The organism is Bacteroides sp. 3_1_23, assembly GCF_000162555.1.
Classification (GTDB): domain Bacteria; phylum Bacteroidota; class Bacteroidia; order Bacteroidales; family Bacteroidaceae; genus Bacteroides; species Bacteroides ovatus.
In genome coordinates, this window is the sequence record NZ_GG774949.1 from 502,367 (window position 1) to 523,174 (window position 20,808).

Sequence of the window (20,808 nt, forward strand, 5' to 3'; positions counted from 1 at the left end):
TGCGACCTGTAGGGGAGGTCATTTTCTTAATTCCTCAACCATCGCTTTGAGCAATGATTTAGAATCATCCAGCGGCAAATCTGTGGCTAAATCCCAACTCATCATGCCTTTCAGTCCTTGCTCCATCGCATAACGGGTCTTAGTGCGGATATTGTCCTGTCCGTCAAACACATATTTCTCTCCCTTATATATTACTTCATTTTGTGCAGGTTCCGTAATCAGTCCCTCTTGTACAAAACTGAAATAAGCCTCTGTCTTCTTCGAATTATCCTTTGTCACACCATAGAAAGGAACTCCTGCCACCAGTTTTTCCTTCGGAATGCCATACTCCAATACCATCTGTATATCCGAACAATATTTCTCTATCGGAAAGCGAACCGGTGAAGGACCATAGCACTGAAGTGAAATAAAATCAACAGCTTCAATAGCTTCCTTACTAATCTGATAACAAACAGGATGCAGAGATACACTGAAAAGATACTTGTTTCCCAACACTTCCCGCATCTTCAGAATAGCCAAACTATAATCTTTATATTCTTTCTCATTTTCTGCCCACTCAAAATCAAGATCAATGCCATCCAGTTTATTCTTTTCCAGTACAGTCTTTATGTTCTTTGCAAACGTCGTACGAGCGGCCTCATCGGCCACCATCGCTTTCCATTCGCCACTGGAAGCTCCCAAACGTATTTTCACTTTTGTACCTTTTACTTTTGCACGAACCGATTTAATCAAACCTTCCCAAGTGGTCACCCCTTTTCCCTGAAATGCACGCGGATTCTCGAATGACAATGATCCGTCTTTATTAGGATGAACATTCAAGAAAATAAGGTCGTCACTTGCCCGCAAGCTTTCTGTAGAGATACGACCACGGTTGTAAAAATTACCCCGCACATAAGAACTGACCATATAGTCTTGCTGTGCAAACAATGATAATCCAACAAACAAAAAAAAGAAGAATACAATTTTTCTTAGCATTAGCATAATGATTGATAATTAAAACGTTTAGATTGCAAAAATACGCATATCAAAAGCAAACAGATGTTCAAAAACAACTATAATACTTCCAAAAATCAACATAAAGTTTTCTATTCAGAAATTTAAAACAGATAAATATTGAATTCTCTAACATCATCCAAAGGGATAAGAATAATATTTGCAGGTTTCTACTAAAACATAAATAAAAGAAAGAGTTCCATTTTCCGCAAAAAAAGCCTATCTTTGTTCCGTTAAGATAATAAATCACGCATAAAACTCATGCCAGGAGATTCATTTTGCATACAATATACCAACTGTACGGGATGTCCAAAAAATGTTGAGAATATCCTTGTATATAGAAACTTACCTAAAGGAGAGCATATCCCCAAGGATAAGTGTACACAGAATTGTATGCTTTTTATGATAAAGGGCGAATTACTTATCAATAGCGAAGAGCATCCCGGAATAACGTTACGCGAGAGACAAATTGTTTTGCAGGCTATTGGCTCCAAGGTCGAAATACTGGCACTGACAGATGTTGAATACGTTGTCTACTGGTTCAACGAACTGCCTTTGCTCTGCGAAGACCGATATAAGGAAATGATGGAACAGGCGGAAGCTCCTTTAACCTACACTCCACTGATTATGAGTGAAAGGCTTTACCACCTTGTCACCAGTATGCCCGAATTCCTCGCTGAAGAAAACCCTTGCAGCAAGTATATCGACTTAAAATGCAAAGAACTGGTTTTCTTGATTACCAACTTCTATCCGCTGCCCCAACTGGGTTCATTCTTCTATCCGATCAGCACTTATACGGAAAGTTTCCACTATTTCGTCATGCAGAATTACAGCAACGTGAAGAACGTGGAAGAATTTGCGCATCTGGGAGGATATACGACCACTACTTTCCGCCGACTTTTCAAAAACCTCTATGGTGTGCCCGTATACGAATGGATACTGGAAAAGAAACGGGAAGGAATCCTGGAAGACCTACAGCACACCAAAATGCGAATCACTGAAATTTGTAACAGATACGGATTCGACTCCCTGTCGCATTTCGCCCACTTTTGTAAAGACTCTTTCGGAGATACCCCACGCGCTTTACGCAAGAAAGCAGCCGGCGGTGAGAAAATCGGGAAAGTACAATAAACAGCCTCATCCTACTAATGTGCCAATCAGTTGCACCATGCGTACATACTGGCTGGCATATTGACGCATTGATCCATTATTAAAGAATTATTTCTTTAATTCCTTGCTCAATCAATCTATTTCCCCTATTTTTGCAGTCTGTAAGAGGTGTAAAACGTCGAAATTTTAGTTCTAACAATTAAATAATTTAAATTCAATCATTTATGTGGTTAAGTAATTCATCTGTAGGAAGGAAAGTGGTGATGAGCGTTACCGGTATCGCCCTTGTCCTGTTTCTAACATTTCACATGGCGATGAACTTGGTTGCAATCATCTCGGCTGATGGTTACAACATGATTTGTGAGTTCCTGGGAGCAAACTGGTATGCGTTAGTGGCTACCGCAGGACTAGCCGCTCTTTTTGTGATTCACATCATCTACGCATTCTGGCTGACAATGCAGAATCGCAAAGCGCGTGGTAGCGAACGCTATGCAGTGGTTGACAAACCAAAAACTGTAGAATGGGCATCTCAAAACATGTTGGTGCTGGGTCTGATCGTTATCGTAGGTCTTGGTTTGCACCTCTTCAACTTCTGGGCAAAAATGCAGTTGCCGGAACTGATGCACAACATGGGCATGCACGCTGATACACTGACGCTGGCTTATGCCGCTAACGGTGCTTATCACATCCAGCAGACTTTCTCTAGCCCGGTTTACGTAGTTCTTTACCTCGTTTGGCTGTTTGCTTTGTGGTTCCACCTGACTCACGGTTTCTGGAGCTCTATGCAATCACTGGGATGGAACAACAAAGTATGGATCAATCGTTGGAAATGTATTTCTAACATCTATTCTACGATTGTTGTACTCGGTTTCGCACTGGTAGTAGTGGTATTCTTCGTGAAAACACTGATTTGTGGCGGTGCTTGCTAAATAGTAAATTGTAAATGATTAAATTGTAAATAATATTATGATCAAGATAGATTCAAAAATTCCAGAAGGCCCGGTGGCTGAGAAATGGACCAACTATAAAGCTCACCAGAAATTGGTGAACCCCGCTAATAAACGTCGTTTGGACATCATCGTTGTGGGTACGGGTCTGGCAGGTGCTTCTGCCGCTGCTTCACTTGGTGAAATGGGTTTCAGAGTATTCAATTTCTGTATTCAGGATTCTCCCCGTCGTGCACACTCTATCGCTGCACAGGGTGGTATCAATGCTGCAAAGAATTATCAAAATGACGGTGACTCCGTTTACCGTCTGTTCTACGATACTGTAAAAGGTGGTGACTATCGTGCCCGTGAAGCTAACGTATATCGTCTAGCTGAAGTGTCTAACGCTATCATCGACCAATGTGTAGCACAAGGTGTTCCTTTCGCTCGCGAATATGGTGGTACACTGGACAACCGTTCTTTCGGTGGTGCACAGGTATCCCGTACTTTCTACGCTAAAGGCCAGACTGGTCAGCAGTTGTTGCTGGGTGCTTACTCTGCATTGAGCCGTCAGGTAAACGTAGGTACTGTAAAACTGTACACTCGTTATGAAATGCAAGATGTGGTGATCGTTGACGGACGTGCCCGCGGTATCATCGCTAAAAATCTTGTAACAGGTGAACTGGAACGCTTCGCCGCTCACGCAGTAGTTATCGCTACCGGTGGTTATGGTAACGCTTACTTCTTGTCTACCAACGCTATGGGTTGTAACTGTACAGCTGCTATCTCTTGCTACCGCAAGGGTGCTGTATTCGCTAACCCTGCATACGTTCAGATTCACCCGACTTGTATCCCGGTACACGGTGACAAGCAGTCTAAACTGACTTTGATGTCTGAATCTCTCCGTAACGACGGTCGTATCTGGGTTCCGAAGAAAAAAGAAGATGCTGTGAAACTTCAGAAAGGCGAAATCAAAGGAAGTGATATTCCTGAAGAAGACCGCGACTATTACTTGGAACGCCGCTATCCAGCATTCGGTAACCTGGTTCCGCGTGACGTTGCCAGCCGTGCCGCTAAAGAACGTTGCGACGCAGGTTTCGGTGTAAACAACACAGGTTTGGCCGTATTCCTCGACTTCTCTGAAGCTATCAACCGTTTGGGTATCGACGTTGTTCTTCAACGTTATGGTAACCTCTTCGATATGTACGAAGAAATCACTGACGTTAATCCGGGCGAACTGGCTAAAGAAATCAGTGGTGTGAAATATTATAACCCGATGATGATTTATCCGGCTATCCACTATACAATGGGTGGTATCTGGGTAGACTACGAACTGCAAACCACTATCAAGGGTCTGTTCGCTATCGGTGAATGTAACTTCTCCGACCACGGTGCAAACCGCCTCGGTGCTTCTGCATTGATGCAAGGTTTGGCTGACGGTTACTTCGTATTGCCTTACACTATCCAGAACTATCTGGCAGATCAGATCACTGTTCCTCGTTTCTCTACCGATCTTCCTGAATTTGCTGAAGCTGAAAAAGCAGTTCAAGCTAAGATCGACAAGTTCATGAGCATCCAGGGTAAAGAATCTGTTGATTCTATCCACAAGAAACTGGGTCATGTCATGTGGGAATATGTAGGTATGGGACGTACGGCAGAAGGCCTGAAGAAAGGTATCGCCGAACTGAAAGAAATCCGCAAGGAATTCGAAACGAACTTGTTTATCCCCGGTTCTAAGGAAGGTATGAACGTAGAGCTTGACAAAGCAATCCGTCTGTACGACTTCATCACTATGGGTGAGCTTGTTGCTTACGACGCATTGAACCGTAACGAAAGTTGTGGTGGTCACTTCCGTGAAGAATACCAGACTGAAGAAGGAGAAGCAAAACGTGATGACGAAAACTTCTTCTATGTAGCATGCTGGGAATATCAAGGTGACGATGAAAAGGCTCCGGTATTGCACAAAGAACCGCTGGTATACGAAGCTATCAAGGTTCAGACTCGTAACTACAAGAGCTAATCGGTGAAGTTAAACATTTAAAAGAATTAGAAGAAAATGGATAAAAATATATCATTTACACTGAAGGTATGGCGCCAAGCTGGTCCGAAAGCTAAAGGTGCTTTTGAAACCTACCAAATGAAAGATATCCCCGGTGATACTTCCTTCCTCGAAATGCTGGATATTCTGAACGAACAGCTCATCAGCGAAAGAAAAGAACCGGTAGTATTCGATCATGACTGCCGCGAAGGTATCTGCGGTATGTGTTCTCTTTACATCAACGGACACCCGCACGGTCCTGCAACAGGTGCTACTACTTGCCAGATCTATATGCGTCGTTTCAACGACGGTGATACCATCACTGTTGAACCTTGGCGTTCGGCTGGTTTCCCTGTCATCAAAGACTTGATGGTAGACCGTACTGCATACGACAAGATTATGCAAGCTGGTGGTTATGTAAGCGTACGCACAGGTGCTCCGCAGGATGCTAACGCTATCCTGATCGCGAAACCTATCGCTGACGAAGCTATGGATGCTGCTTCTTGTATCGGTTGCGGTGCTTGTGTAGCTGCATGTAAGAATGGTTCTGCTATGTTGTTCGTTTCTGCAAAAGTTAGCCAGTTGAACTTGTTGCCGCAAGGTAAACCGGAAGCTTTGCGCCGTGCAAAAGCTATGTTGTCAAAGATGGATGAACTGGGATTCGGTAACTGTACAAACACTCGTGCTTGTGAAGCTGAATGTCCGAAAAATATTTCTATCAGCAACATCGCTCGCTTGAACCGCGACTTCATCATCGCAAAATTAAAAGACTAGAAATTGCTAGATTTCAATAGCGAGAGCTTAATTTGATTAATGACAGAATCCCCTGCCGGCTAGTCCGACAGGGGATTTCTTTATGTATGAGTAGATCACAATTATTATTAATACGGATCAGTAACATGAACTTTTAATTCATAAGTTTCACCGATTTCACCTTATAGCCAGAACTGTTATGAATGAGAGAATTACGGGTGAAAGCGAGGATTGAAATAAGGTAAAATCATTCGTTATCGCTTTCACCTGTCTTATTAAAATATCCCTTGAGCTAAAACAATTATCATTATAGCTAATCCGGATATGCTTATAGCAAATCCGCTTTCAGGTGTTAATGAGTGAACTGTGCGGATGTAATACTTTGGCCGCCAGGTCTTAACACCTTAGTTCTCATGTGTTAATACTTGAGTTATTGCATCTATATATCCAGCATCTTGGAGCTATATGTCCAACACCTTGGATATATAGCTCCAACAGTCGGTATGAATAAACTCAATAGGTGAAACCGGGAAAGTTCAGTTTCACCTGAATTTCTCCCTTGCTTTCACCCGCTGTTACCTTATTCATCGGCATTTAGAGAATTGGGTGAAACCGGTGAACCGCAATTATTTTACATAGTTGCATTTATGAAATGTCTTGCCTACGTAAATTACGTGGAGAGGCACCAAAAGATTTCTTGCAGAAATTAGAAAAATGGGGTAAAGATTCAAAGCCATATTTATAGCATATCTCCGAAATGCCACATTTAGAGTTGTTCAAGTCGTCCAGAATGCCCTCTTTACGTCTCGCCAGCATCCATTCATAAACAGGTTCATGAAAGACGTTATTGAAGATACGACGGAATGTACTAAGAGTATATCCGCCTAATTGAGCGAGTTCTTCTACTGTCTTTACTTTCTTATAGTTTTGAATAACGAAGTATTGGAAACTGTTTACATATTTAGAGAGTGGATGCACCAAGCTTGAAAGATCATAATCGGAATAATAATATCCCAATACAAATGCCAATTCTTTCCGTTTCAGAGACAGCAAGTCCCGGCAGACTTTATCTCCTTTCAAATAAGTAATAGACCCATTGAGGAAATATTGCAGTCTGGAATTATTTTTAATGGAGTATAAATAAGTGGAGGAGATACTTCCTTCATGATATGATTGAAACGGAAATCACAAAACAGTTCGGGCTGGATAAAACGATAATAAATGCACTCACATTCAGTCATAGCAAGCATCTCAAACATAGAACCAATAGCCTGAAGGATAAATTCACCTTCCTTAAGCATTGTCCCCGCATATTCCTTACTATTGACCAGTATTTCTCCCTTCATCAAAAAAAGGATAAGATTTTCTTCACACTTTTGAGCCGGTTTATGAAAACCACGCTGATAAATCACATGAGTAATGGCATTACTCACCGCTTTTGGACATATTTGACAATCCCAGGTTCCTTGACAAATAGATGGCATACGCTGACTGTGTTTGTTTTTGTTTATGCTGCCAGCAAAAATATATGAAATCTTTCATATTGCCATAAAAAAAGAGAGAAAAGTGAAAAAGAGGTTAGGTAAGAGAAAAAAGGTATCCACTACAAAAATGTAAGTAACATATAGAATTAAAATTCCCAGTCTTTTTCTGGAGAAACTAGGCTATATTTTCTATCATAATTCCAAAACACAAGAAGAACCGATGTAACATACAAATTACATCGGTTCCATAGATTTAATCTTGTGTTAGTCAACAGTTGGAGTTACAGGATCTTCAGCATCCCAACCAGTAACAGTTGCAGTGATACCAACTTCTTGAGCACCAATAGGCAATGTTAGTTTATATAGTATTTTCTTTCCAAACGCCCATGCAGCAGTACTTGTCAAAGATACTTCCTTACTATTTTCAGCAATCTTACTTCCATCTTTCTCTACGGTATATTCTATAGATATTTTTGCATCAGTAAGAGCTTGCGGTATTAACATCAACGCATTACCTGCTTTTACAGCTGTCTTATCATCTGAAAAAGCCCCAAGTTCATATGCATAAGAGACACTTGTCTCTGTACCTGCAGTCCAAGTCCCTGCGTTAACACCTGCATATGTAAATGTTCCACTTCCCTTAATTCCAGTCAATTCCACTTTAGATATAGTATAGGTATAACCAGCCTCTTTTGTCACCTCGATATTTACTTGAGTCAATGCATGTTTAAAAGTTAAAGAAACATCTGTTGCTGCTTCATTTGTCTTCTTTTGAGCATTTGCCACAGATGCAATCACTAAGTCCTTTTGAAGGGCAGCTGTATTTCCCACTGTATAAGTAAACTTAGGATATCCTTTATCAGTAGTACCATTCGGAGCTGTATATGTAACTCCGTCTTTGGGAGAGTATGCAAAGAATTGCAGATTTTCTGCAAGAGGCCAATAATATGGACCTCCAGATACCGTCCATTTAGAATCCGAATAAGTAGCAGAACCATTTATCCATGGTGTCGAAAGAGTCACCGCAGCACTCATCTCCTCTGCCTTCGTATTATACGCATAAACCTGAAAGCCAGAACTCTTTAAACCGTCTGTATCCAGTTCAGTAGCTCTAGTTACCGCCGTATTAAAATTAATTTCGGCCTTCTGTGAAGGGGCTTCAAACTCTTCATTCTGTGAGCAACCCGTAATTGCCAAAGCAGCTGTTACTGCCAATAAAATCTTCTTCATAACTGTATTTTTTTAAGTTTATAATATTGTTATATTTTGTTTATAGCATCTATTTCATTTCACGGGTAACTCAACATTATCTTCGGGTCCCCATCCATCAACATTACCACCCATTCCTCCACCTCCATCAGGATTCGGTGGTGTTTCCGGCTTATCAACTTCAATCTTATCATCAGGCGGTAACTCAATCTCCGGTGGTGGGGTTGGTTTTCCATCTTCCCCTGTTCCAGCATTTTCAAGTGTACCTATTATTTCAGTAACATCAATTGTTGCTTCCTGAACTGTATTATCTGTTCTAATAAATTTCAATATTAATATTATAGCATCTTTCTCACTAGAAGTCTCCCTCTCTGATATTGACATTCGCGTCGGCATTGTCATTTCCTTTACTTGTTTGAAAGCGGTGAAAGATGCCGTTACCTTATTGTCTCCCTTCTTTACCTCAAAGTAGATAGGTTGTGAGCTACACACTCCACGACCTTTGCCTATACAGTAACAATCGGATAATCCATCAATGCTCCCTACCACTGTTGCAACATACTCCAAACCTTTAGCCTCTACTGCAAAAGAATATTTCTTCACCACAGATTTCATCTTCCAGTCTAAATGAAGCACTTCTTCATTCTTGTCTATTTTCAGCTCATCTATATTCAATACATACAACGAATCGGGTGACCAAACCATCTTTTCCATTCCTGCAATCCCCAAATCATTGCAATATTCTGTATAAGCTTCTATAGATTCATAGGACTCTTCTCCTCTAATTCGTATACGATCCGAGTTAAAGTTATAACCCATAGTTACTACCGAATACCGTCCCGGAGGAACTTTCATTTCTCCGCCTCGCACCGAAAGGTATTTATCTACTTTCCTGCCTTCTCCGTTCTTCGGATAAAAAATCACCCGAACTCCCTCCGGCAGTTGATCTGTCACTCCATCCCAATCCAGCTTTATATCTACCCCACTTACGGGATAATCATCCAATATATCGCGACGGCTACATCCAGTTAGCATCAGCAGCGAGGACAAAAGCACAAGAAACCAGTATCTTGTATTTCGCATTACGCCCTCCTATCTCTTTGTTGTTATCAGCCATACCAAAGAAACTTTCGCCTTGGTAGGACCAATAAAGTTATAACGCCCACTATTTGTCCATATAATATCTCCCTCATAAGGAGTATATTTTTTATATTCTGTTGTCAAATACCCTATGCCAAGACTGAATTCAAGGGAAAAATGCCGTGCCAACTGCCGTGCATATCCATAAGTCACTCCCGCAGCTCTGTAATAGTTACCCTGATAGCCATCTCCACGCAGCTGGAAGTCATATATCCCGCCTTCAGCATAAAGTCCGATAAAATGTCCGGTCAATCGGTCACGTTTCTGACGGTTTCCCAGCCAACAACGTCCTTCCATCCCTCCCGAAAGGAGCTGATAGCAGAAATCATGTTTGCTATTCAGCCACCACGGACATTTATATTCAGTATTCAAAGACCACCTCTTGCCTATCGGAATTTCCACTTCTATATTTGGCGCCAATGCCAAATCATATAACAGATTATTCTTCACTGCAAGTACAGTTTGGCTTTTCACCGGCCCTTCTGCCTCCGATATATCGACCTCACAGGCCTGTTTTTTTTCACTTTCTCCCACAGGCTTATCAGGTTGATCTTTCGGAAGCGCCTCTTCCTGCTTTGAAACAAACAACCCGGAGACAGAAGATACCGGTTCAAAAGCCTCTTTACCTAATTTCGAAGTTTCTCCGACAATCGTAATAACCGATCTCCGCAGTTCTGGAAAGATATTGTGAACAATGTATCGGTAAGCAATTCCCCGATTCAATTTCCGCAACAGTTGCTTCCGTTTATTGACATCATTCTTATGATAATCAATCAATATCAGCACTTCTTCCCGATCTGGTAAGTTGGAGTCGGATGCCACCAACTTACGAAACTCCGACCAATCCTCTCCCTCTGAAAAAAAATGAATCTTATCAACACCAACATCCGAATTATACCGTTGTAAGAATTCCTTTATCGAATCATTTCTCCGGGCAATCAAACTTCTATTATAAGACTCATCACCATCAGGAGAAACAAAAGTTTCCACATTCAGCGCATTTATATATTTCGTATTCAGATGCCCGAAAAACAAAGAATCCAAAGTCGCAATCACCTGATTATTACTTTTATAATTAGGATTCACTCTCGTTTCATTCGCATCAAAATGTATCACAACCCGTTGGATCGTGTCATTCGCAACAGCGAAAAATGGAATCGAAGCATACCCACTTTCTGGAAGGCTTAATAAAGCCATAAGAATAGCCAATATATAGATACCATGTTTCATTGTCGTTCGTTTCTGATGACAAATATAAAAGTTAGAAAACAATTCGAATCATACTTTTAGAACAAAAATCAAGACATGAAAGGTTCTGTGAAACGATTGCAACGATTTTGCAAGTTTGGGAGAGTCAAAGTCCGCCATAAACAAAAAAGATGCACAGGCTACCGACTATAAGCCGATGTCCTGTGCATCCGTCACTACCTCTTCCATCCTCCATATCCTCCGCCATCGTATCGGTCAAACCACCGACTAGCAAATCCACCGCCTTACGATGGACAATACAAAATGCTCGAATAAAAAGACAGATGGACTACTTACAATTCTGCCACTAACAAACTTACTAGTTTTATCCGTTAAAAGTAGAGAACATAATTACGTAAATAGTTCAGAAGCGCCCAAAATGCCATCATCATAGCCAATATAAATAAAACTACGAGACCAATCGCCAGAGCAATCCAGTGTTGTGAATGATCATCAGAATATTCCTTATGACCATCATTAAACTTGTATATTGTCCGCACTGTCTGCGCTCCTGCCAATAAACCAAATACTCCGGCAAAAATGCCATTATGAATGTTTCCACCGCCACGCAGTGCCCGCTTATCGATCAGGAACTGAGGTGCCCTACTTGCTACAATATACAAACCGGTAGCTATTAAAGTGGAGAACATCATACCGATTCCCATCATCCAATACATCAAAATGCCCACAATGACACCCAGCCAGATTAATTTTTTAGAACCATCGAAATGACGTTCTTCACCACTATTAATCACATCAGTCAGTGAATTTAAGCGCTCTATAACATCGGCATCAGTAGGACACATCGCGATAACCTGATCAATCAAAAGAGCAGATCTCTTAATCTGTTTCATCTTTGTCGGCTTTCTGAATTCATCATCACCTGTTTTTTCAATCACAGTCCAAGTAGCGAATGCCTCATCCATCAGCCTCCATGCGTCCGTTATCTCTTCATCCGTCATCTTCTCCGGCATTCCGGCCGCAATACGTTTATTCAACATACCTTCTACCGTGAAAACCTCTTTATAGCGGGCTCCCTTATACCATACGAAAGCCATATGTCCCACAATAAATAAAACGACAGCACCATACAGAATGATTTGGAGAACTGCCAATATCTTGACTCCCAAAGGAACTCCGTCATCTGCAGCGGCATCAGCTATAGCATCGGCTCCGCTGCCGCTTTTTACAAGCTTCAATCCATTAAACGCAGCATCTTTTCCACCTTTGTCAAGTCCGGCAAATGACAATTTATCATCCTTATAAACGATTTTGCATTGACCGGAAATACCGGCATCGACCTCCGGACGTCCGCCCACAAAAGAAAGAGTCACTTCATTTCCGTTCATATCCTCAACATAGAACTCGTAGGTTGCCAACAAAGACTCTCTGCCGCTGGGTTCCACCATATTCACCTCCATAAAGCCATTACATCTGGCATTCTCATTATAAGGATTCAACTGCCAGTTACCATCACAATTCAATGTTAACGCAACCTTTAAATCACCTTCCTTATTTGCCCCTTGCCAATCTCCGCTAAAGGCATCTTCTTGAGCAAATGCGGTCATAGAAACAACCATCATTACAATGCCCAACAAATACTTTTTAATATTCTTCATAATGTGATAAAATTAATAATGCGAACCAGCAGTTATAATAACGAACCGATTCTGTTAGTTAAAATGTTATTATTCTATTGTTTTTATAATCAAGAGACATTAATACCTCAACACTTTGGCAGCCACATTCTTAAATTGCGACATGGCAAGGCCGATAGAGGCCCCGATATAAGTAGGATCACAAATAATATATTTTTTTCCGCCCACAGTAACATAGTCTCCGTCAATGTTTTCATCAAAACAGACTGCCGTTGCCATGTGGTTCGGATACTCCAGCAATACAACATCAAGTCCCATAAGCGTGCGAACCAGATAAGAATACAATACCGCACGATCTTCACAATCGGAATAAGGATAATAAAACAGCTCGTCTACAAAGAAAGGCTTTTCATAACCGAACTGGTCGCCATCTGTCTTATAGTCAAAGGCCGTCTGTACAAAATTAATCAACATATTGGCTGCTTCCGATTGTTTTTTCCCTTCTATGACAGCTTTCAATGGCGGAAGCACCGTCTGTTGTACTTCCTGACTTACGGGAGCCCCCACATAGACGGAAAAATCACATTGCGGATAGTCTTTATAAAAAGCAACAAGTCCTGAATTGACTTTCGAACTGACTTTAACGGAAGGATAAGCTTTCGCTTGCAACGCCTTCGTCACATAAGTGCCTGAAAACATTTGAGGAGCATCGATATTCATATTTACCGTGTTCTTCGCGTTGGCAAAATCACGGTTATAGGTATAAATGGAATTGGTTTTATTGGGAGAAGTATCAAACCTGTAATAGGTTACCCCATTCAAGGTGATGAAACAAGTAGCGTAAATCATATTGTCCGAAGCATAGAACAAAGTAAGACGGTTATCCATACGCGCCACTTTTACCCTATATCCCGATTGAGAAAGAATAAACATCTGCATAAGAGCTATTTCATCCGAGTGGACACTTCCACATAACTCCGCGGCAACTTTCCTGGTCAGCAACAGGTAGCCGTAGTCATTCAGGGAATTTTCTTTTTTGATGGTCAGACAGTCATCTATCAAAGGCTGATAATTACTGCGTGATAAAGTCTCCCATCCGGCAGAAATATCTTTTTCTGCAATACCTTTCAAGGTGAGCCGGTTTCTCAATGACGCACTAACAACGCAGTTCTCACTGTAAAATGAGAACTCCATACCGGAAGACGAACGTTTTGCCGGAGTAGTCACATCCGGTTGTACGTCTGATTTGATTGCAGGCTTCGCAGCAGAATCCTTTACCGGTTTTACGGCAGAATTCTTTCCTGATCCCACCGTAGAATCTTTGCCTCCCGGTATAGCCGGAACCGGTGTTTTCCCCAAAGAAGGCGAAAAGGTAGCACTTGGTGCCACTACCGGAATGGGAAGTCGAGTAACTTCCCCGATTTTAATCTCCTGCGGTTTTGCTGCCGGTTTTTTACGATCAAAGCTGACCGGCTTCACGGGCTCCGGCCTTTGAGGACGCTTCACCGGTTTCTGCAAATCATACTCCTTCCAAGTCTCTTTCAGAAATTTGGCAAACTCCTTATTCTGCTCACTCACAAAATCGTCGAATTCTTTCTGTTGCTGCTTCACGAAGTCATCAAACTCCTTCATATCTTTATCAATCTGCGCGAAAAGATTGAACGGTAGACATAACGATAAGACAATTATAAATAATGTCCGTTTCATCATTTTCCTCATTTCCTTGTTATATTTTGTTGTTCTGTTATTTGCCAATCCACACACAATTTATTATTCCGTATCTCTTTGATAAAAGGAAAAATGGACAAAACTGCGACAACTTTCTCCCGGTATAACCCACGACTGGCACTATTGCTACCATTGAAACAATCATCCACTTGCTTGACATTTACATCAGAAAACGGATATAATAACAAGGCTTTTACAAAAGAAGTCATATAGGCATTCCAGAAAGCATTTTTCAGTTCTATCATATCCGTTCTGTTCTGACTTCCGAAAGCGACGTCTTCATACCAATATCCCTTTTGCGAAGGAGAAATTTTAACCCCGTTAATACATGAAAATAGTTGGGGGGATGCCAGCGTGCCTTTAAGTTGAAACCATGATTGAAACGATTGCTCCACACGGCTATCGGATTCCAGCAATAAATTAAACCTCACTTCTTCTTCCTCTACTCTTTCTTTCGTAAACAGAAACATCAGTTCGCTCGTGGAATAATAAGCCAAGTCGCAACTATCATCCGACTGCGTAAAAGATACCTCCAGAAATTTCTCTCCGAATATAGACGTGTATTCATTCTCAATCCGGTAGGATGCATGCTGAAGCGGTTGTTCAATCACTCCTAAAGCAAGTATTTTATTTCTTTGGTCTTCATACGTGTTACTGGCTATCTCCATAGTTGAAAAAATGTCCGAGAGAAGTTTCAATTGTACCCCCTGCTGTAATGAATACAGATAGGCCGCTCTTTGCAAAGCCAACATCCTTGCCGCCGCAGGTTTCATACAAGGATCAGACACTCCGATTACCCGGCCTTGCCGCCGGGAGGCAAACACCCACCCCGGCAAAGTTTCCCGCTGCCCTGACACCCAATCATAAGACTGGTTATAGACCGTATCAACCGGCATTATTTGTGAGAATACCTCATTGCTCAGAAGTAAAGGCAGCAGGAATGCAAAAAGAACTACCCGGCTATGCTTTATGTCCGATAAATCACATTTCATTATTCAGTATTTTGATGACCGGGCAGTCAAGTTATTTACTGGGCATTCTTGCTCATTTCTTCTTCAAACACTTTCTTGAACTTTTCATATTCAAAGTCAATGCGCAATTTCTCATCGTTCTTGATACGGTTTGCCATAGCATCCATGATTTCCTGTCCCGCCAGTTCCAAAGATACATATACCTTATACTTACCATCAGGGGTTTTCATTGTTTTCTCGCAAATGACACGTGTACCGCTCAATTCCTGTTCCACTACCGTACGGGTCAGCGATTGATAACGACTTTTACTTTCATCGTTCTCACCCTGCTGATATGAAGAAGCGTAACTGTCAGTTACCGACTTCACTTTCGCGCTGATAGCAGTAGCGATTTCAGCCCGAGCCTCTGTCATCGCTTTTTTCTTGGCAATAGACATATCTGTAGAAAGCCCCATCGAACTAGCTCTGAAATACTCCTTATTTGTTTGAAACTCCGGTCCCGAACAAGGAACATTAATCTCGACATCCTGCTGGACTGCTGGTTGTTGCACAGGTTGCATTGCAGGTTTCGAACTGCCACAACTTGTCATAACAGCGATAGTGAACAATGAAGCTCCCAATAAATTAATTCTTTTCATTTCCATTCATTTTTAATGTTAATATAAAATTCATTTCAGATCTCTCAACTTAACTATATTATTCTTGAAATCTTTCAGTTGAAAGAGTGCCACAGATTGCAGCCTACCTACTTCAACGACCATTTCAGTAGACAGATCAGGCACAATAAGAGCAGTGACTCTGTAGTTATTGGATTTAGCCCCCAGTTTGAGATTAGTAACCGGTTTTTCCTCCCCTTTCTCGTTTACAACTGTCAGATTCATATGATAAAGATCCACTTCACAATCATCCGTATTCGTATTGATAACCTTAAGGTGTATCCTCGATTTATCTCCCATCGTCGTAAGTTTGCCAAATTCGACAAAGACACCATCAAACCACTCTACCCGCATTGTTTTCTGCGGCTTTGGCTCCGGGGTCTGCACCGGAACAACAGGAGAAGGAGTAACTTCGGGGACCACGACAGGAACAGATACGGAAGGTTCGGGGTTCTTTTCCGGCAGCGGACGGTCAACTACCGGAACAGGAAGATCCGGTTCCACGTGCTGTCTTTCCGGAATCTCTCCGGTTCTGTCGAATGTCACTTTCTTCAGTTCGCGGACAAACTCCCGGTTCAGCCGTTTTATCAATTCACGCGCCGCCATATTCTTACCTTGGGAAGCTGATTTATTTTCAGGTACCAATGTCCGTTCATTATTGATAGAATAACTCAACATGGTTTGTCCCGTCCGGTTATTCTCTATTTTAATCGCCAACGTAGAAAAGAATTCAATAAAACTGTATAGTTCACCCGGAACGGTATTGCCTTTACGACACTTATTATCCAATGTAACGATGATGTCCGCTTCAGAAGGGGATGTTACTACATTGAAAAAATTATTGTTCAGCAGGCTCTTTACAGTTCGCTCCACCATATCCATATCGCTCTGTACACTTCTGACATAGGCAGAAGGCTGTGTCTGCGCCATGTTGACAGTCAATGTCGCCCCGGGAAGAGAAGAAAGCATCTGTTTGAATAGAGCTGCATAACTTCCCTTCCGGAACAACCTGAACACATCATCAATTAATGAAATCCCGATTTCCTGCTGCATTTGTTTAGAAGTAATATTACGCACATAAAGAGCGGCAACTCCCGATTCATCGGTAGGAGACATTGAAGACAAATCTCCCGACCCGGAAACAAACTCGGCTTTCAACCGGATATTCCTCAACGGATTTCCATTACGGTAAACACCTATGGCAATAGGCTCCCTTATACCTTGAAACGGCGTGGCTGAAACTGTTGCCGGATTCAGGACAATCGTTATTCCATCGAATACTCCTGCCAAAGCCGCATATAATTCAGTCGCCAGATTGATCGTTTTTCCTTCGTAAGAACAGAATAGTTCCTGATTAAGAACCGGACGGATAGCATCCATTCCATTCGAAAATAACTCTATGGCAGTTATCAAATTCCCTTGTTGCAAAGTCACGTGTCCCTTATACCAGAAATCAAAACCATTACGAATTGCTTTCTGGCGACGCGCTTCCATAAAAGCCTCATAGTCATCCTTGTTCAGTTCATAGTAGACCCAATACTCATTGTCCCCCTGCCAGGAGTCCACCAAACGGAAGTTCTCTATTTCCGCCCTGGCTTCCATACGAATAGTCTCGACAAATGTTTGTTTTAAATGCCCGTCATCTTCCAAAGTATTCAGCAAAGAACGGGTGGCTACCTCTACCTGAATCGCGGAAACAAGATCGGACAAAGCATTTTGCTTTGCCTTTTGCAGATAATCTTCTTCCGAAGTTTTTGCCATCCCTATCCCACTGTAACTCAGGCCATCTGCCGGATGCTGTCTGACCCAATCGGGACAGTCTGTTTGTTGTCCGGATAATGGAAAACAAAGCAATGAGACCGCAAGGATAAATAAAAGCCAATGTTTCATACGCTACTTATCTATTGAATAGTCAAATAAATTGTACTACCATCCACTCTATGTTCACTATCTATTCCGGAGTCAGTCAGATAATTAACCAGATTGTCCGCAAACGTGATGCAGTCCATCGGCAAACCGTCGCCATCTTTTGCCGGAATCTGAACCGAATCAAAAATCAAACTATCATCCACAGCACCTTGAATATGATAACGTCCTCCCTGGGCATTCTTCCTCACCCAGTTACGTATATACGCTGAAAGAGTAGTGCTCCCGTTTATCCGGCTGTTCATCGTGTTGACAGCATTATCAGCAAGACTGACCCGAAGAACTATCGTATTTCCCTGTTGGACTCTCCGGGCAAACTCCTTTGAAATGTCTTTCAGAAAACCATCCAAAACATCCTGTGCCGCATACGCACATAGTTTGTCCACATCTGTTGTCCTAAAGCGGTTCGTCCAGCTTTTCCGGCTGGCTAAATCAATTCCGGTGGCAGTCTCACGAGCAGTCATAATCAACGAGACTCTACTGCCTGCAGCTGCCGATATGTCTTTCCGCAAATCAACAATCACATATACATCTGCTCCCGAATTCATCAACAACTGTTTATCATTGGAATCAGCATTCTTACTCTCCCATTCAGAAGCACGCAGAGTACCTGCCTGTTTTCCTTCGGCAGCTACCGTCTTCACACCAAGTTTGACGAATCCTTCTTTTACCGTACTTACCGCTACGCGAAGATCAAAATCATTTTTCAGAATACCGGCATACGAACTCCGGTCATTACTTTTATAAGGAACCACCATAATAGTTGGCAGAGCAACCTGTTGCCGGGTTTCTTCCATCGACATCTCCTCCACGGGCTTTGTCATCAATTTGTTCCGTATCAAATCCTTTTTAAGTGCACCCAATAAAATTTGGGCCGTAACCGTACCCTTATAAAGTCTGGAAGGTTGCCGCACCGGTTCTCCGACCGTCTCATAGTTTTTCACAAAGAGCATATAGCGTGAACTGAAAAACTGGTTCATATAGTAAGAGTCCTCTTTCCCAACCAGCGGCCGACCGTTTTCTACTCCGTCAATACCATTCAAGAAGATAGCATTGAAAATCGACTTCAATGCCATAGAATATACATCTTTCTTCTTTTCTGCTATTCCGGAGGCTGTGATAACGGCTAAGTTATCATCTGCTTTCACGCAAAACAGGTCATTGGAGTATAGCTCCTGCGCTGTGAGATGAATAGTATATGTCGCCAGCAGGCCCAAAAGTAGTATTCGTAGTTTCATATTTCTTTTGCTAGGAGAGAAGTTGATAATTGAAATTCATTATAGTGATAAAAAGGTATCTTTCCTCGAAATGATAATCAACTTCTTTTCTTCCTTGGTGGCTCTCATTATCTCTTCCCCACCTTTACTGACACTACACAAAGAACGTGCCCCGCTCAACACTTCTTTCACGTTTAAGCGGCCGACTTCTTTCAATGACAATTCACCGGCAATGTCCATCTCTATGTAAACGGTAAACTTCTGTCCTTTCTGTATACCTCTTTTTGTTCCAAGATCAACGTATACAGTTTGTGCCTTATCTTTCTTTGTGCTTTCCACTTGTACAATCGTACCTTGTATCTTAAAATTCTCGTTAACAAAGTCGTCCATGCTTATTTTGGCATAATCCAATGTTTTAAGGATTGCTTCTTCAGGAGTATCTCCTATGCTTCCGGTCAACCCTTCATGAGAGAAGGCCTGGGTACCTTTGAGCGTACCGTTAGAAGGATCCACAATCTTTAATGTGTAAGAAACACTTCCTTTATAATAAGGCTTTCCTTTACTGTCCGTTTTTTTAATGCCCTGCATACTTGTAATATTCCCCTGAATCAAATATTTAGCTCCCAACGTCGTCATAGCCTCACTTCTGGCGACAACATCTCCCATAGCAGAAGTTTCCTGACGCCGCCTGGCTTCGGCTTTCAATGCCTCATTAGAATCAACGTCAATCAACACGACACGATTCATTTCTTGAATACCTTCAATAATTTTATTACGCAAAGCTTCTGCTAAAATGTTGCTGATACTGCCAGGACGGGAAAAATAATCAATGTAAACGCTTTCTTTTCCATCTTCATTAGTTTGTGCATAACCTAACATCGAAATTAAGCAGATTGAGAACAATAGTAAAATCTTTTTCATGTTTGTTTTTTCTTTTATTATTAATGCAATGTTTGTTTTTTAAGTGTTAAGAATCATTATGTGTTTCTCCGGTTGCAAAGTTAAGCACACATCAAGGTCAATTGTATACACAATATTTACCACAACTATCCGTTAAACGCATAGTACTATCCAAATATCAACGAGAAAGGAAAATAGAAGAGGGAATATTGCAGTATGTACAATAAAATGAAGTATTATTCTCTCATTCAAAACCTTTGTATCATTCTATTTTCTTCAGTTCCCTCGAATAAGTATAAAATAGCATTTGTTATATCCGCTAAAATTGTTACATTTGTCGAATAAAAAATTGCTTCCCAACAACAATATACATGGAAACGGATTTAAAAAAGATAGTAGGACATCGGCTGCAAATGCTTCGTATGGAAAAGAATCTTACTCAAGAACAAATGGGAGAAAAGTTGAACCTGTCAACAAGTGCCTATTGTAAGATTGAGTATGGTGAAACCGACCTCACATTAACAAGGCTGAACAAAATAGCAGAAGTGCTAAATATGTCTGCATTGGAGCTATTTAATAAAATAGATGGAAATGTGTATGTCAATAATACGGGTACAATCGGGACAAATATCGGAGTCGCTAAAGATTGTAGCACTGTCCGTATCGAAGCTGCAGAGGATCTCCGTGAACTAATCAAGGCAAACAGCCGGTTTATCGAGATATTGTGCAAACGCATAGAACTTTTAGAGAATAAAGTGCTGATATAGTAACATACACATAGAATAATTCCATTAAGATAACCATAATAAAGATGCACAGATCACCGATTATCCATCGATTTTCTGTGCATCTATTAATTAAAAGATTACAGCCTGACTTCTTTATCAGATAGCCTAGATCCTGACTCCTAT

17 protein-coding genes and 1 pseudogene are annotated in these 20,808 nt (G+C 41.5%); 6 read left to right on the top strand and 12 right to left on the bottom strand.

The genetic code is table 11. The features are described from left to right. Positions 1–18 precede the first annotated feature (18 nt). On the bottom strand, positions 19–981 hold the full coding sequence (locus HMPREF9010_RS22130; protein WP_008646693.1) for a glycoside hydrolase family 18 protein: 963 nt from the start codon (positions 979–981) through the stop codon (positions 19–21). Positions 982–1,254: 273 nt separating this feature from the next. On the opposite strand from HMPREF9010_RS22130, the gene HMPREF9010_RS22125 reads away from it, so the two are divergent. The 4 genes from HMPREF9010_RS22125 to HMPREF9010_RS22110 all read left to right on the top strand — a co-directional run bounded on the left by HMPREF9010_RS22125 (position 1,255) and on the right by HMPREF9010_RS22110 (position 5,841). Then, positions 1,255–2,124: a helix-turn-helix domain-containing protein gene (locus HMPREF9010_RS22125; protein WP_004298479.1), complete on the top strand. Its 870-nt coding sequence runs from the start codon at positions 1,255–1,257 to the stop codon at positions 2,122–2,124. Between the two features lie 203 nt (positions 2,125–2,327). Further along, a complete protein-coding gene (locus tag HMPREF9010_RS22120; RefSeq protein ID WP_004298481.1) occupies positions 2,328–3,032 on the top strand; it encodes a succinate dehydrogenase/fumarate reductase cytochrome b subunit in 705 nt (234 codons plus the stop codon). Between the two features lie 37 nt (positions 3,033–3,069). After that, positions 3,070–5,049: a fumarate reductase/succinate dehydrogenase flavoprotein subunit gene (locus HMPREF9010_RS22115; protein ID WP_004298483.1), complete on the top strand. Its 1,980-nt coding sequence runs from the start codon at positions 3,070–3,072 to the stop codon at positions 5,047–5,049. Positions 5,050–5,085: 36 nt separating this feature from the next. Further along, positions 5,086–5,841 (top strand): succinate dehydrogenase/fumarate reductase iron-sulfur subunit, encoded by a 756-nt coding sequence (locus tag HMPREF9010_RS22110; protein ID WP_004298485.1) that lies wholly within the window; start codon positions 5,086–5,088, stop codon positions 5,839–5,841. Between the two features lie 624 nt (positions 5,842–6,465). Here the strand turns inward: HMPREF9010_RS22110 and HMPREF9010_RS22105 are convergent. The 4 genes and pseudogenes from HMPREF9010_RS22105 to HMPREF9010_RS22090 form a co-directional block, all read right to left on the bottom strand. After that, positions 6,466–7,304 (bottom strand): annotated as a pseudogene (locus tag HMPREF9010_RS22105) (helix-turn-helix domain-containing protein). 264 nt (positions 7,305–7,568) lie between these two features. After that, positions 7,569–8,534 (bottom strand): fimbrillin family protein, encoded by a 966-nt coding sequence (locus HMPREF9010_RS22100; protein ID WP_008646696.1) that lies wholly within the window; start codon positions 8,532–8,534, stop codon positions 7,569–7,571. A gap of 54 nt (positions 8,535–8,588) precedes the next feature. After that, positions 8,589–9,596 carry a DUF5119 domain-containing protein gene (locus HMPREF9010_RS22095; RefSeq protein ID WP_232284306.1) on the bottom strand — a complete coding sequence of 336 codons (1,008 nt, stop codon included), beginning with the start codon at positions 9,594–9,596 and terminating at the stop codon, positions 8,589–8,591. 9 nt (positions 9,597–9,605) lie between these two features. Beyond that, a complete protein-coding gene (locus tag HMPREF9010_RS22090) occupies positions 9,606–10,883 on the bottom strand; it encodes a DUF3575 domain-containing protein (protein ID WP_008646699.1) in 1,278 nt (425 codons plus the stop codon). A 115-nt stretch (positions 10,884–10,998) separates the two neighbouring features. Here HMPREF9010_RS22090 and HMPREF9010_RS26680 point away from each other — a divergent pair, with 115 nt between their 5' ends. Then, positions 10,999–11,133, top strand: a complete 135-nt coding sequence (locus HMPREF9010_RS26680; RefSeq protein WP_255342286.1) for a hypothetical protein — start codon at positions 10,999–11,001, stop codon at positions 11,131–11,133. 100 nt (positions 11,134–11,233) lie between these two features. On the opposite strand, the gene HMPREF9010_RS22085 is transcribed toward HMPREF9010_RS26680, so the two are convergent. The 7 genes from HMPREF9010_RS22085 to HMPREF9010_RS22055 form a co-directional block, all read right to left on the bottom strand. Next, entirely contained in the window at positions 11,234–12,520 is a 1,287-nt protein-coding gene (locus HMPREF9010_RS22085) for a hypothetical protein (protein WP_008646701.1), read from the bottom strand. Positions 12,521–12,619: 99 nt separating this feature from the next. Then, positions 12,620–14,131, bottom strand: a complete 1,512-nt coding sequence (locus HMPREF9010_RS22080; RefSeq protein WP_232284307.1) for a hypothetical protein — start codon at positions 14,129–14,131, stop codon at positions 12,620–12,622. A gap of 83 nt (positions 14,132–14,214) precedes the next feature. Beyond that, complete coding sequence (locus HMPREF9010_RS22075; RefSeq protein WP_008646704.1) at positions 14,215–15,219, bottom strand: hypothetical protein; 1,005 nt, start codon at positions 15,217–15,219, stop codon at positions 14,215–14,217. Between the two features lie 35 nt (positions 15,220–15,254). After that, positions 15,255–15,836, bottom strand: coding sequence for an LPP20 family lipoprotein (locus HMPREF9010_RS22070; protein WP_008646705.1), 582 nt, complete (start codon positions 15,834–15,836; stop codon positions 15,255–15,257). A 30-nt stretch (positions 15,837–15,866) separates the two neighbouring features. Next, positions 15,867–17,744 carry an LPP20 family lipoprotein gene (locus tag HMPREF9010_RS22065; RefSeq protein ID WP_008646706.1) on the bottom strand — a complete coding sequence of 626 codons (1,878 nt, stop codon included), beginning with the start codon at positions 17,742–17,744 and terminating at the stop codon, positions 15,867–15,869. 11 nt (positions 17,745–17,755) lie between these two features. Continuing rightward, a complete protein-coding gene (locus tag HMPREF9010_RS22060) occupies positions 17,756–19,018 on the bottom strand; it encodes a DUF6175 family protein (protein WP_008646707.1) in 1,263 nt (420 codons plus the stop codon). Positions 19,019–19,057: 39 nt separating this feature from the next. Continuing rightward, positions 19,058–19,918 carry a hypothetical protein gene (locus HMPREF9010_RS22055; protein WP_008646708.1) on the bottom strand — a complete coding sequence of 287 codons (861 nt, stop codon included), beginning with the start codon at positions 19,916–19,918 and terminating at the stop codon, positions 19,058–19,060. Positions 19,919–20,268: 350 nt separating this feature from the next. Here HMPREF9010_RS22055 and HMPREF9010_RS22050 point away from each other — a divergent pair, with 350 nt between their 5' ends. Beyond that, positions 20,269–20,664 (top strand): helix-turn-helix domain-containing protein, encoded by a 396-nt coding sequence (locus tag HMPREF9010_RS22050; RefSeq protein WP_008646709.1) that lies wholly within the window; start codon positions 20,269–20,271, stop codon positions 20,662–20,664. Positions 20,665–20,808: the final 144 nt, after the last annotated feature.